Source organism: Pseudomonas sp. R3-56, from assembly GCF_051132075.1.
GTDB lineage: Bacteria > Pseudomonadota > Gammaproteobacteria > Pseudomonadales > Pseudomonadaceae > Aquipseudomonas.
Genome location: NZ_CP071657.1, coordinates 4,207,525 through 4,219,784 on the forward strand (window position 1 = coordinate 4,207,525; position 12,260 = coordinate 4,219,784).

13 protein-coding genes are annotated in these 12,260 nt (G+C 59.1%); 5 read left to right on the forward strand and 8 right to left on the reverse strand.

Annotated features, from left to right (window positions below; translation table 11 throughout):
- Positions 1–64 precede the first annotated feature (64 nt).
- The gene (locus tag J3P96_RS19035; RefSeq protein ID WP_434652959.1) at positions 65–1,006 is read left to right on the forward strand and encodes an alpha/beta hydrolase; all 942 of its coding nucleotides are present in this window, start codon (positions 65–67) and stop codon (positions 1,004–1,006) included.
- Positions 1,007–1,184: 178 nt separating this feature from the next.
- On the opposite strand, the gene J3P96_RS19040 is transcribed toward J3P96_RS19035, so the two are convergent.
- The 6 genes from J3P96_RS19040 to J3P96_RS19065 are packed head-to-tail and all read right to left on the reverse strand — an operon-like array spanning position 1,185 to position 7,139.
- The gene (locus J3P96_RS19040; RefSeq protein WP_305495764.1) at positions 1,185–2,927 is read right to left on the reverse strand and encodes an ABC transporter substrate-binding protein; all 1,743 of its coding nucleotides are present in this window, start codon (positions 2,925–2,927) and stop codon (positions 1,185–1,187) included.
- A 51-nt stretch (positions 2,928–2,978) separates the two neighbouring features.
- Positions 2,979–3,251 (reverse strand): DUF2160 domain-containing protein, encoded by a 273-nt coding sequence (locus J3P96_RS19045; protein WP_305495766.1) that lies wholly within the window; start codon positions 3,249–3,251, stop codon positions 2,979–2,981.
- Between the two features lie 10 nt (positions 3,252–3,261).
- Complete coding sequence (locus J3P96_RS19050; protein ID WP_305495769.1) at positions 3,262–4,062, reverse strand: carbohydrate ABC transporter permease; 801 nt, start codon at positions 4,060–4,062, stop codon at positions 3,262–3,264.
- Between the two features lie 10 nt (positions 4,063–4,072).
- The gene (locus J3P96_RS19055) at positions 4,073–4,939 is read right to left on the reverse strand and encodes a carbohydrate ABC transporter permease (protein WP_305495771.1); all 867 of its coding nucleotides are present in this window, start codon (positions 4,937–4,939) and stop codon (positions 4,073–4,075) included.
- Positions 4,936–6,045, reverse strand: a complete 1,110-nt coding sequence (locus tag J3P96_RS19060; RefSeq protein ID WP_434569134.1) for an ABC transporter ATP-binding protein — start codon at positions 6,043–6,045, stop codon at positions 4,936–4,938. The genes J3P96_RS19055 and J3P96_RS19060 overlap by 4 nt, the downstream gene beginning before the upstream one ends.
- Positions 6,045–7,139 (reverse strand): ABC transporter ATP-binding protein, encoded by a 1,095-nt coding sequence (locus J3P96_RS19065; RefSeq protein ID WP_305495775.1) that lies wholly within the window; start codon positions 7,137–7,139, stop codon positions 6,045–6,047. The genes J3P96_RS19060 and J3P96_RS19065 overlap by 1 nt, the downstream gene beginning before the upstream one ends.
- A 424-nt stretch (positions 7,140–7,563) precedes the next feature.
- Between J3P96_RS19065 and J3P96_RS19070 the strand changes: the two genes are divergently transcribed.
- Positions 7,564–9,414 carry a sigma-54-dependent Fis family transcriptional regulator gene (locus J3P96_RS19070; RefSeq protein ID WP_434624880.1) on the forward strand — a complete coding sequence of 617 codons (1,851 nt, stop codon included), beginning with the start codon at positions 7,564–7,566 and terminating at the stop codon, positions 9,412–9,414.
- Between the two features lie 158 nt (positions 9,415–9,572).
- Here J3P96_RS19070 and J3P96_RS19075 read toward each other — a convergent pair whose 3' ends face one another.
- Entirely contained in the window at positions 9,573–10,106 is a 534-nt protein-coding gene (locus J3P96_RS19075; RefSeq protein WP_434652961.1) for an anti-virulence regulator CigR family protein, read from the reverse strand.
- Between the two features lie 355 nt (positions 10,107–10,461).
- Here J3P96_RS19075 and J3P96_RS19080 point away from each other — a divergent pair, with 355 nt between their 5' ends.
- The 3 genes from J3P96_RS19080 (at position 10,462) to J3P96_RS19090 (ending at position 11,660) form a co-directional block, all read left to right on the forward strand.
- Complete coding sequence (locus J3P96_RS19080; RefSeq protein ID WP_434652963.1) at positions 10,462–10,659, forward strand: hypothetical protein; 198 nt, start codon at positions 10,462–10,464, stop codon at positions 10,657–10,659.
- A 290-nt stretch (positions 10,660–10,949) separates the two neighbouring features.
- The gene (locus tag J3P96_RS19085) at positions 10,950–11,378 is read left to right on the forward strand and encodes a DUF2628 domain-containing protein (RefSeq protein WP_434624884.1); all 429 of its coding nucleotides are present in this window, start codon (positions 10,950–10,952) and stop codon (positions 11,376–11,378) included.
- 105 nt (positions 11,379–11,483) lie between these two features.
- Positions 11,484–11,660 (forward strand): DUF3606 domain-containing protein, encoded by a 177-nt coding sequence (locus tag J3P96_RS19090; RefSeq protein WP_434569139.1) that lies wholly within the window; start codon positions 11,484–11,486, stop codon positions 11,658–11,660.
- A gap of 54 nt (positions 11,661–11,714) precedes the next feature.
- On the opposite strand, the gene J3P96_RS19095 is transcribed toward J3P96_RS19090, so the two are convergent.
- Positions 11,715–12,083 carry a hypothetical protein gene (locus J3P96_RS19095; protein WP_434652965.1) on the reverse strand — a complete coding sequence of 123 codons (369 nt, stop codon included), beginning with the start codon at positions 12,081–12,083 and terminating at the stop codon, positions 11,715–11,717.
- Positions 12,084–12,260: the final 177 nt, after the last annotated feature.

Genomic DNA, 12,260 nt, shown 5'->3' on the forward strand with positions numbered 1-12,260 from the left:
CCTGCGCGCCCTCCGAGGAATCTGCTAAAACGCAGCTTCTGTCCTCGAGTAGCGAATCGCGTCGATGCCTTCATCCTTACTTTCTCGCCTCAGGCAACGCTGGCTGGCCTGGTTGTTCATGGCCGCGATGGTGGTCGGCCTGCCGGTGGGCTGCGCGGTGTTGCAGCACAAGGAACGCGAGCTGGTGTTTCGCATCGAGCCGGGGACGGCGAGCTGGTTCAGTGGCCTTCCCAGCGGTGTGCAGGAGTTCGACCTCAAGCCCAAGAGCTTCAAGGCCGGGGAAAATATCCACGGCTGGTGGTGGCCGGCCGAACGCAAGAACGCGCCCGCCATCCTGTACCTGCACGGCGTGCGCTGGAACCTGACCGGCCAGCTGTTTCGCATCCAGCAATTGCGGGCGCTGGGCTATTCGGTCATGGCGATCGATTACCGTGGCTTTGGCAAAAGCCAAGGGGGGCTGCCCTCTGAAGCCAGCGTGTACGAGGATGCAAGAATCGCCTGGGAACGTCTTGCGGTGCTGCAACCTGACCCGGCCCTGCGCCTGATCTACGGCCATTCCCTGGGCGGTGCCGTCGCGGTGGATCTTGCGGCGGAACTGGGTCAGGAGGCGGCAAAAAATGGCACTACCGTGCCCGCCCGAGGCCTGGTCATCGAATCGACCTTCACGTCCCTGGGCGATGTCGCCACCGCCATGGCCAACACTTCCCTGCCGGTACGCTGGCTGCTGTCGCAGAAGTTCGATTCCATCGACAAGATCGGCGAGATCAACATGCCGCTGCTGATCGTCCACGGCGCCGCCGACCGCTACGTACCACCACGCTTCAGCGAGCAGCTGTTCAATGCCGCCCGGGAACCGAAGCGTTTGTTGTTGGTGCCGGGCGCCACGCATAACAACAGCATGAGCCTGGCGGGCCGCACGTATCGGCAGGCGTTGGATGCGTTGATGAACACCCGTCCGTCCCCGGTGGCCGGAAACGCCCAGGCAAGCCCGGTCAAGGCCGGTTAAACCATAATTGCCCTGTGGGAGCGAGCCTGCTCGCGAAGGGGCCAGTACATTCAACATCGGGGCGAACTGACCCACAGCTTTCGCGAGCAGGCTCGCTCCCACAGGGGATTGGGTTTACTTCAGAACCGGGAGAAAAAAAAACGGCACCTTTCGGTGCCGTTGTTTTTTGGTTGAAGCGTTACTTACGCGCCGCCTCCCAAGATTTCAGCAGTTCGGCATAGTTGACCGTCTCGCCTTTAGGCTTCTCGTTCGCCAGTTTCGGCTTCGGTGCGCCCGGTTGATCGAACCAGTATTGCGCGTCGCGCTCAGGGTTCATCTTAGGCGCGCAGGTGGCCTGGGCCTTGGAGCGTTCCAGACGCGTCATGATCGCGTCCTGATCCTTGGCCAGCCCGTCGAGAGCCTGTTGCGGGGTTTTCTCGCCACTGGCCGCTTCGGCGATGTGGCTCCACCACAGTTGCGCCAGGCGTGGATAGTCCGGCACGTTGGTCCCGGTTGGCGACCATTGCACACGGGCCGGGCTGCGATAGAACTCCACCAGGCCACCAAGTTTCGGCGCCAGGTCGGTCATCGCCTGGGAGTTGATGTCCGATTCGCGAATCGGCGTCAGGCCAACGATGGTCTTCTTCAGCGACACGGTCTTGGATGTCACGAACTGCGCGTAGAGCCAGGCCGCGAGGCGCTGTTTCTCAGGCGTCGACTTCATGAAGGTCCAGGAACCCACGTCCTGATAGCCCAGCTTCATGCCCTCTTCCCAATACGGACCGCGTGGCGACGGCGCCATGCGCCATTTCGGCGTGCCGTCGGCGTTCATCACTGGCAGGCCCGGCTTGGTCATGTCGGCGGTGAAAGCGGTGTACCAGAAAATCTGCTGGGCGATGTTGCCTTGGGACGGCACCGGACCGGACTCGGAGAAGGTCATGCCCGCCGCTTCCGGTGGCGCGTATTTCTTCATCCAGTCGACGTACTTGGTGGTGGCGAACACGGCGGCCGGGCCGTTGGTGTCGCCGCCACGGGTGACGCTGGAGCCGACCGGATGGCAGTCTTCGACGCGAATGCCCCACTCGTCCACTGGCAAGCCGTTAGGCAGGCCCTTGTCACCGCCGCCGGCCATGGAGAACCAGGCATCGGTGAAGCGCCAGCCCAGGGACGGATCTTTCTTGCCGTAGTCCATGTGGCCATAGACGCGCTTGCCGTCGATCTCCTTGACGTCTTCGGAGAAGAACTTGGCGATGTCTTCATAGGCCGACCAGTTCACCGGTACACCTAGCTCGTAGCCGTATTTTTCCTTGAACTTGGCCTTCAGGTCGGCACGCTCGAACCAGTCGGCGCGGAACCAGTAGAGGTTGGCGAACTGCTGGTCGGGCAGTTGATAGACCTTGCCGTCCGGCGCGGTGGTGAAGGAGATGCCGATGAAATCCTTGAGGTCGAGGGTCGGCGAGGTGAAATTCTTGCCTTCGTTGGCCATCAGGTCGGTGATCGACTCGGTCTTGCCGTAGCGAAAATGCGTGCCGATCAGGTCCGAGTCATTGACCCAGCCGTCGTAGATGTTCTTGTCGGACTGCATCTGGGTCTGCAGCTTCTCCACCACGTCGCCTTCCTGGAGCAGGTCGTGGGTCAGCTGGATCCCGGTGATTTCGTTAAAAGCCTTGGCCAGTACCTTGGATTCATATTCGTGGGTAGCGATGGTCTCCGAGACCACGTTGATTTTCATCCCGCGAAATGGCTCGGCGGCCTTGATGAACCACTTCAGTTCTTCGAGCTGTTGCTCGGCTGTCAGGGTCGACGGCTTGAATTCGCTGCCGATCCATTTTTTCGCGGCGTCTTCATAGGCGTCGGCCCAGGCCGTAGCGCTCAGCCCGCTGAGTGCCAGCATGGCTGCCAATGAAACGCTATGTCGCAGCTTATTGTTTTTATCGAACATAGAGACCTCCTGTTTGGGTTTAAGAGCCTGATCGTCGTCGAACTTTCGCGACTAGCCCCACCGCATCACTGCCAACAGCCACACCAGAGACAACGCGAACGCTATCCAGATGCTCCAGTCGGTAACGCCGATCACCAGCAGGTGCAGGTAGGCGCTACCGAGAAGACCGATAAACAACCGATCGCCACGGGTCGTGGCAATCGGCAGGAAACCACGCCGAGGGATACTCGGCGAACGCAATTCCCATGTCGTCATGCCCGCCAGCAGCAAGGCAATGACCCCAAAAAACGTCGCCGTCGGGGCGGTCCAGTTCATCCATTCCATCATCGACTCCTCAGACCCGGCCCAGGGCAAAGCCCTTGGCCACGTGGTTGCGAACGAACCAGATCACCAGCATGCCCGGCAGGATGGTCAACACCCCTGCCGCCGCCAGCACGCCCCAGTCAATACCGGACGCCGACACCGTGCGGGTCATGACCGCCGCGATCGGCTTGGCATTCACCGAGGTCAGTGTCCGGGCCAGCAACAGCTCGACCCAGGAGAACATGAAGCAGAAAAACGCCGTGACGCCGATGCCGGAACCGATCAACGGGATAAAGATCTTGGCGAAGAACTTGGGGAAACTGTAGCCGTCAATGTAGGCGGTCTCGTCAATTTCTTTCGGCACGCCGGACATGAAGCCTTCAAGGATCCACACCGCCAACGGCACGTTGAACAGACAGTGGGCCAAAGCTACGGCGATATGGGTGTCGAACAGGCCGATGGACGAGTACAGCTGGAAGAACGGCAACAGGAAAACCGCCGGTGGCGCCATGCGGTTGGTCAGCAGCCAGAAGAACAGATGCTTGTCGCCAAGAAAACGGTAGCGCGAGAACGCATAGGCCGCCGGCAGCGCGACCGCCAGGGAAATCACCGTGTTCAGGCTCACGTAGTACAGCGAGTTGAGGTAACCGGTGTACCAGCTCGGATCGGTGAAGATCACTTTGTAGTTCTGGAAGGTGAAATCCTGTGGCCACAGCGTCAGGCCACCGAGGATTTCGGTGTTGCTCTTGAACGACATGTTCAGCAGCCAGTAGATGGGCACCAGCAGGAACAGGATGTAGATCAAAAGCGGAATCAGCTTTCTCTTGCTCATTGTGCGGGCCTCAACGGTTGGCGTCGGAGTGCGTCATGGCGGTATAGAACAGCCAGGACACCAACAGAATGATCAGGAAGTACACCAGGGAAAACGCCGCCGCCGGGCCCAGGTCGAATTGACCGATAGCCATCTGCGTCAGGGTCTGGCTGAGGAACGTGGTGGCGTTGCCCGGCCCGCCGCCGGTGAGGACGAACGGCTCGGTGTAGATCATGAAGCTGTCCATGAAGCGCAGCATCACCGCGATCAGCAGCACGCTCTTCATCTTCGGCAACTGGATGTGCCGGAACACCGCCCAGTTCGACGCCCGGTCGATTCGCGCCGCTTGATAATAGACGTCCGGAATGGCCCGCAGCCCCGAATAGCACAGCAGTGCCACCAGCGAAGTCCAGTGCCAGACGTCCATCACCAGCACCGTGACCCAAGCGTCCATGGTGTTGGCCGCGTAGTTGTAGTTGATGCCCATGGCGTTGAGCGTCGAGCCCAGCAGGCCAATGTCGGCGCGCCCGAAAATCTGCCAGATGGTGCCCACCACGTTCCACGGAATCAGCAACGGAATCGCCAGGATGATCAGCACCAGGGACGACCACTTGCCCTTGGTCGGCATGGTCAGGGCGATGGCGATGCCCAGCGGAATTTCAATCAGCAGGACACACGCCGAGTAGATGAACTGGCGCAACAGCGAATCGTGCAGCCGTGGGTCGAGCAGTACCTGCCTGTACCAGTCGGCGCCGACGAAGTAGCGGCTGGACTGGTCGAAGATGTCCTGCACCGAATAGTTGACCACGGTCATCATCGGGATCACGGCACTGAAGGCCACCAGCAGGAACACCGGCAACACCAGCCACCAGGCCTTGTTGTTCTGCACCTTGTTCATGGCTGCACCTCGCCTGCGGATTCAAGCAGATATTCATCGGCATAGACCATCAGCCATTGACCCGGAAAACTGATGTACGCGGTGCCTTCCGGCACAGGCTTGTCTTCGGCGAGGCGGACCTTCAGCGGTGCGCCATCAAGGTTGAGGGTCAGGATCTTGTAGGTGCCGAGGTCTTCGACGTGCACCACGTCAGCCCGCATCGCGTCGTCGTAAGGGCCGTCCCAGACATGCACGAATTCCGGGCGGATGCCGACCTTCAGGCTCTTGCCTTGCGCGTCGGCGACACGCCGCTGCAGGGTTTCGGACAGCGGCAAGTGGGTCGAGGCGAAACCGACGCCACCGGGCTGCGCCTGGACCTCGATCAGGTTCATGCCGGGGCTGCCGATGAAGTAGCCGACGAAGGTGTGGCTCGGGCGCTCGAACAGTTCACGCGGCGTGCCGAACTGCACGATCTGGCCGCCGTACATCACCGCGATCTTGTCGGCGAAGGTGGAGGCCTCCAACTGGTCGTGGGTGACGTAGACCATGGTGATGTTGAACTGCTCGTGGATCTGCTTGAGCTTGCGCCGCAGTTTCCATTTCAGGTGCGGGTCGATCACCGTCAGCGGCTCGTCGAACAGGATCGCCGAGACATCGTCGCGCACCAGCCCACGGCCCATGGAGACTTTCTGTTTTTCATCGGCGGTGAGGTTGCGGGCCTTCTTGTCCAAAAGGCTCTGCAGGTCGAGAACCTCGGCGATTTCCTGCACCTTGGTGTGGATCCGCGCCTCGGCCATGCCCTGGTTGCGCAGCGGGAACGCCAGGTTGTCGAACACCGTCATGGTGTCGTAGACCACCGGAAACTGGAACACCTGGGCGATGTTGCGCCGCTCCGGGGACAGTTCGTTGACGACTTTGCTGTCGAACATCACCTGCCCTTCGGAAGGGCTGAGCAAGCCGGAAATGATGTTGAGCAAGGTCGACTTGCCGCAACCCGAAGGTCCGAGCAGCGCATAGGCGCCGCCCTGCTCCCAGATGTGGTTCATCTCGCGGATCGCGTAGTCCTCGGGGCCCGCCGGGGTGCTGGTGTAGCTGTGGGCGAGGTTCTGCAAACGAATTTCGGCCATCAGGCAACCCTCGCGATACGTTGCCCTGGGGCTTGGACCAGCTTGCCCTGGGCATCGAAGACAAACAATTTATGGGTCGGGATGTAGATGCGGATCGGCGCGTCGACGTCGTATTCGTGCACACCGGGCAAATGCAGGACCAGGAGGAAGTGTTCGTTGCGCACGTGCAGGAAGGTCTCGGAACCGCTGATCTCGGCCACCTCGACGGTCACCGCCAGTTCCAGGTCGTCGTCGTTGCTCGGCACCAGTGAGATATGGCTGGGACGCACGCCGAAACGGAACTCGCCCTCGCCCACCGGACGCAGGTCGACGTTCAGCGGGAAGTGCACGAAGTTGGCGAAGCTGACTTCATTGCCGGCAATGCGTCCCGGCATGAGATTGATCGGTGGTTCGGAAAACAGCTCGGCGGCCAGCACGGTTTGCGGTTGGTGATAAACGGAAGACGACTTGCCGCTCTGGATCACCCGGCCCTCATGCAGGATCGTCGTGGTGCCACCCAGGGCCAACGCTTCGTTCGGCTCGGTGGTGGCGTAGACGGCGATGGTGTGACGAGCCTGGAACAGCTCGCGCATTTCCTGGCGCAGTTCTTCACGCAGCTTGTAGTCGAGGTTCACCAGCGGCTCGTCGAACAGGATCAGTTCGGCGTCCTTGACCAGCGCACGGGCCATGGCGGTCCGTTGCTGCTGGCCGCCGGACAGCTCCAGCGGATGACGCTTGAGGAATTTTTCGATCCGCAGCATCTTCGCGGTTTCCAGGACCTTGCCCTGGATAATTTCTTCGGAAATACCGGCCTGGCGCAGCGGCGAGGCGATATTTTCGAATACGGTCATGGTCGGGTAGTTGATGAACTGCTGGTAGACCATCGACACATTGCGCAGCCGCACCGGCCGCTTCGTGACATCCACGCCGTTCATCAGGATGCGGCCGCTGTCGGGCTTGTCCAGACCGGCCATCAGGCGCATCAGGCTGGTCTTGCCGGACAGCGTGCGACCCAGCAGAACGTTGAAGGATCCGGGTTCGAAACTCAGATTGGCATCGTCGATCCAGGTCTGGCCTTCGACGGTGCGACAGATGTGCTCAAGCTGTAATGACATGGCTCGGCCTTTTTATTATTTGGAGTCAAGCGACCTGAGTGCAAAAGCGAAAGCCGTGCCAGAAATCACAAGCTGTTGATTATGCTTGGTTTTCTTTTTTTGACGGTAAAACTGGCGTTCATTGCTGAACAGAAGTGAACAATCAGGGATGAACAATTGAACAGTGAGCCGGTTGACAATGAACAATATTGAACAACACTGAATGAACGCTACCAGCTGGCCTGACTGGGATCCTGTGGGAGCGGGCTTGCTCGCGAAGGCGGTGTGGTAGTCAACATTTGTACTCGCTGATACGCCGCCTTCGCGAGCAAGCCCGCTCCCACCAGGTTCCATTTGCATGAAGTGATATTCAGGCCTGCCCCAGCACAAGGACTCTGTGCGAGACTTGCCACAACAATAAAAACAGCACCTGCGAGAGTGCCCCATGGCCGCACCAGCTCCTGCCTTATCCCACGAGGCCATCATTCAGGCTTCCTGGTCCCGTTGCCGCGCCTTTGGCCTCAATCACCAGAGCGTACCGGCATTCGACCCATTGCCGGCCGAGGGTATCGCCCAGTTACTGGAAAGCCAGCATTCACTGGTGCAGACCACCCACCAGGAAGTCCTGCCGTACTACGAGAACATCCTGAGCAATTCCAATTGCCTGATCATGCTGGCCGACAACCAGGGCCAGGTGCTGACCTCCTGGGGCACCCAGCGGTTCATCGAACCGAAACTGGCCCACGGTTTCAGCGCCGGAGCGACCTGGATGGAGCGCTGCACCGGCACCAACGCCATCGGCACCGCGCTGGCCTGTGAACAGGCGGTGCACATCGAACACGATGAACATTTCCTCAAGGCCAACCGTTTCATGACGGGCTCCGCCGCGCCGATCTTCGATGCCGAGCGCAAGGTCATCGCGGTGCTGGACGTCTCCAGCGACAGCTACCTGCCGCCGTCCCACACGCTGGGCATGGTCAAGATGATGAGCCAGACGGTGGAGAACCGGCTGATCCTCAACCTGTTTCGCGGTGAACACTTCCAGCTCACCTTCAACACCGGACTGAACAACCTCGACAGCCAATGGGCCGGGCTGTTGATTTTCGATGAGAGCGGCCAGGTGCTCTCGGCCAACCGTCGCGCCGACAACCTGTTGGGCCTCAGCCTGTCGCGGGTGAGCATCGAAAGCCTGTTCAAGGTCTCGCTGATGGAATTGCTCAACCAGCCCGACGGCCTGCCATTCGCCTTGCAGGCGTCCGGGCGCAATCGGTTCCAGTGCCTGCTCAAGCGGCCGAAGCAGGTATCGGTCAAGCCGCGCATCTTTGCCGAAACGACCCCCTCGCCAGCACCCGCCCCTGCCAATACCACCATCAGCCTCAACACCCTGCACTTCGGTGACAGCAGGGTGGAAAAAGCTGTGCGCCAGGCCGAGCGCCTGTTGGAGAAAGACATTCCGCTGCTGATCCACGGCGAGACCGGCGTCGGCAAAGAAGTCTTCGTCAAGGCTTTGCACCAGGCCAGTTCGCGTTGCAAGCAGGCGTTTATCGCAGTCAACTGCGCGGCGATTCCCGCCGAGTTGGTCGAGTCGGAATTGTTCGGTTATGAAAAAGGTGCCTTCACCGGCGCCAACCAGAAGGGCAGCATCGGCCTGATCCGCAAGGCCGATCGCGGCACGTTGTTCCTTGATGAGATCGGCGACATGCCGCTACCGACCCAGGCCCGCTTGCTGCGGGTCTTGCAGGAACGCTGCGTGCAACCGGTGGGCAGCGCCGAGCTGTTCCCGGTGGACATCCGCATCATCTCCGCCACCAACCGCTCGCTGCGCGAACAGGTGCAACTGGGGCGATTTCGTGAAGACCTCTACTACCGCATCGGCGGTCTGACCCTGGAATTGCCGCCCCTGCGCGAACGCAGCGACAAGCAGGCGCTGTTCAAGCGCCTCTGGGAACACCACCGCGAGCCGACCCAATGGGCCGGCCTGAGCCGCGAAGTCCTGGAGCTGTTCGAACGCCACCCCTGGCCGGGCAACCTGCGGCAAGTCAGCAGCGTGCTGCAAGTGGCCCTGGCAATGGCCGAAGAACAACCGATCCGCCCGGAACATCTGCCCGATGACTTTTTTGTCGACCTGGAAATGGAGCCGGTGGAAACACCGGAACCGCTGGCAGTAGACCTGAACGACGCCGAAGACCTGAACCGCCAGTTGCAGGCCGTCGGCGGCAATATTTCCCACCTGGCACGACGCCTCGGCGTGAGCCGCAATACCTTGTACAAACGCCTGCGGCAGTTGGAAAGCTGATACAAAACCTGTGGGAGCGGGCTTGCTCGCGAAGGCGTCGGATCAGCCAACATCAACGGTGACTGACACTCCGCTTTCGCGAGCAGGCTCGCTCCCACAGAAGTTTCGCTTATCTGCCTGGCACTCCGAAGCGATTGCCATTGCACTCAAGCAGCAGATCAGTCGAAGGCACCGTTGAGCACTTCGTAAATGATGCCGCTGGCGATCGCCACCAGAATCAGGTCGGTACCGACCTGCTGCCATTCGTAACCGTCATAGCGCGGCAGATGCCCCAGCAAACGTCCGTCGAGCTTCTTGGCGATACCGGGGGGCAGCGGCTTGCCTCGGGCGAGGTTCTTCTGGATACCCGGCGGCAGTGCCGGGCCAGGGCTCCAGTAATCGCGATAACCGCCAATCACCCCCAGAACACCGCCACGGTCGATGCTCGGCCCGTTATGCCAATCGCTGCCGCCACCGCCCTGGTTGCCTTTGCCGCCCTGGTTGCCTTTATTGCCAGCATTGCCTTGGTTACCCTTATTGCCAGCATTACCCTGGCCGCCCTTGTTGCCCTGCCCGCCCTTGCCTCCTTGTCCCTGACCTTGATCGACTTGAGCGTTTCCCTTGCCATTGCCCGGGTCCGCGACAGCAAGACCAGGGCCCGCCGCCAAGGCAAAACAGGTCACTGCAGCAATCAACGAGCGCGATTTGAACATGGCAGTACTCTCAAAAAAGGGAATAGTCCCTGTAAAGATATAGAGACTAACGGTGATATTAGTTCCATATCACGCTGCGTGTCGGTTACCTGCACCCGGTGCCGCTCTGAACCAAGCAATCAGGCGGCAATTGACCCGGTTTTGTCGTATCAGTGACTTATTCTTGAGGCATGGTTGGAGCGCTGCCGCCCCGACAGGCGCCGAAACTTGCCACTGGTCGCCTGTGACAAGTCGTGCGCATGACACGGGCACGTCTGGCTCAAGGTTTGCAGCGGACCTTGTAAGCAGCGCAGGACGACGTCTTTCTGGCGCGGCAGCAAATTCTCAACGCTTGGTCAGCCACCGGAGATGTACCGTGTCAACTCTCAACGAAATCGCAGCGAACCACGCGAGAATGGCAAAATTAAAGGAAGAAGAGTCGATGCGGTTGAGCGCGCTTCAAAGCCAGATAGTTGGCAGTCTTGAGTTGCCAGCGACGCAAACGGAACACCAGATGCCGCTGCACTTTTTGACAATCGTCCCAGACCACGCTTTTGCAGATGCCATGCTCTGAGTGTGTCCTGAATGTTGGATGAAACCCGTCGCCCGTTGGATTGAGCGGGCGATTCGGGATGACCTGCCTTTACGGTTTCTAGCGTCGTCGTTAACTTCCCGCCTGCCCTCGCAAGACCAGCGTGATGCCCATCACAGATCAGAAAGCCATTTAAGCAGCTGTTGCGGTATTTTTGCGCGCGAACGCTTATAAGACGGGCAGCAAAAGCGCATTAGCCAAAAGACCAAGAAAAACAGCGCAGGATTCTCGGAAGAACGATCTCTTTGATGGAACACCAGGAGCAGCGAAAAATGAGCACGACTGAACAAATACAAAGCAGCGGAAAATACAGCGCCAAATGGCAGGAACGTTTCGACTTCTTTGATACCTATGGCGCGCCAAACGACCCGCGCTACAAGGAGGCCGTCAAGACCCTGCCGGACTTCAAAAAGAAAATCCTGATCAACGCCAACGTGATCGCGTTTTTTTTCGGTCCTATCTATCTGTTTGTCTTGGGCCTGTGGAAGAAGAACCTGGCGCTGCTCGGAATCTTCCTGGCGATCAACATCGTATTGAGCGTGATTTTCGCCATCATCGGCATGGAATTTCCGCGGCCGTTGAGCATGGGTCTGAACATCGCCATGTCGATGATGTATGCGCTCATGACCAACTACGCGTACTACCTGAAGGAAATCAAAGGCGAGCAAGGCTGGAATCCGCTCAAAGGCATGCGTCTCTGATTACCGGCTCAGCCGCAGCGCCCTATAAAAATGGCGCAAACAGCCCCGCCTGATGGTCCATTGAGTGTCGCCTGGCGTTACCAGGCCTTTCATAGGAGCTCGACAATGGCTGACGACTTGAGCAATCGCGGGCCCCAGGACCGGAACCGCATCAACACTTCCGAAGACTGGGAATTGAGATACTGGGCGAAAGAATTCGGCGTGACCGAAGAGCAGCTCAAGGCAGCGGTCAAGGCTGTTGGGCCGGTGGCCGATGATGTTCGCAGGCAACTGAAGAAATAAAAAAAAGCCCTACATCTGTAGGGCTTTTCCTTGCAACTAATGAAGTGGTTCCGGTTATTCAACAACCGGACGGCTGTTGCGCCAATACAGATAAGCCAACCCCACCGGCGCGACGAAAATTGCAAAAGACCAGCACATGGCCATGGTGAACGCTTTCACCAGCAGCATGAACAGCGCATTCACAAAAAAAATGTTGTTGCCCATGATGTATCCAACGACGCTCTCATAGACAAATCGGGAGTACGGATAAAGCAGCGTATTGACGATCGCCAGAATGATCAGTCCAGGCTTGGCGACGATTCCACCGGGGCCATTGGCTGCCACAGAAATAATCATGGCCGTGAAAACCAACCCGAAGAGAAACTGGCGGACGTAATAATGCGTGGTGAGACCGCCAAAGGTCTTGGCGAGAAACGAGTTCATAAAAGATCCTTCTAGAACACTGAGTAAACGAGGCGCCACCTTACCAGCATCTTTCAGGCGGGCAAGCCCCACGCGGCCCAATTTTCTTCTTTCAGCTTATCCAAAAGCCGGTGAGATAAAATGAATTACCGTCGATGGCGTTCGGTCAACAATCATGAACGCAGTAATCTGACGAGG

Excerpts from the sequence above, each read along its gene's own strand:
- J3P96_RS19060 (WP_434569134.1), bottom strand. The coding sequence starts at position 6,045 with ATGGCCGAAATTCGTTTGCAGAACCTCGCCCACAGCTACACCAGCACC.
- J3P96_RS19035 (WP_434652959.1), top strand. The coding sequence starts at position 65 with ATGCCTTCATCCTTACTTTCTCGCCTCAGGCAACGCTGGCTGGCCTGG.
- J3P96_RS19085 (WP_434624884.1), top strand. The coding sequence starts at position 10,950 with ATGAGCACGACTGAACAAATACAAAGCAGCGGAAAATACAGCGCCAAA.
- J3P96_RS19045 (WP_305495766.1), bottom strand. The coding sequence starts at position 3,251 with ATGGAATGGATGAACTGGACCGCCCCGACGGCGACGTTTTTTGGGGTC.
- J3P96_RS19065 (WP_305495775.1), bottom strand. The coding sequence starts at position 7,139 with ATGTCATTACAGCTTGAGCACATCTGTCGCACCGTCGAAGGCCAGACC.
- J3P96_RS19075 (WP_434652961.1), bottom strand. The coding sequence starts at position 10,106 with ATGTTCAAATCGCGCTCGTTGATTGCTGCAGTGACCTGTTTTGCCTTG.
- J3P96_RS19090 (WP_434569139.1), top strand. The coding sequence starts at position 11,484 with ATGGCTGACGACTTGAGCAATCGCGGGCCCCAGGACCGGAACCGCATC.
- J3P96_RS19055 (WP_305495771.1), bottom strand. The coding sequence starts at position 4,939 with ATGAACAAGGTGCAGAACAACAAGGCCTGGTGGCTGGTGTTGCCGGTG.
- J3P96_RS19050 (WP_305495769.1), bottom strand. The coding sequence starts at position 4,062 with ATGAGCAAGAGAAAGCTGATTCCGCTTTTGATCTACATCCTGTTCCTG.
- J3P96_RS19095 (WP_434652965.1), bottom strand. The coding sequence starts at position 12,083 with ATGAACTCGTTTCTCGCCAAGACCTTTGGCGGTCTCACCACGCATTAT.
- J3P96_RS19070 (WP_434624880.1), top strand. The coding sequence starts at position 7,564 with ATGGCCGCACCAGCTCCTGCCTTATCCCACGAGGCCATCATTCAGGCT.
- J3P96_RS19040 (WP_305495764.1), bottom strand. The coding sequence starts at position 2,927 with ATGTTCGATAAAAACAATAAGCTGCGACATAGCGTTTCATTGGCAGCC.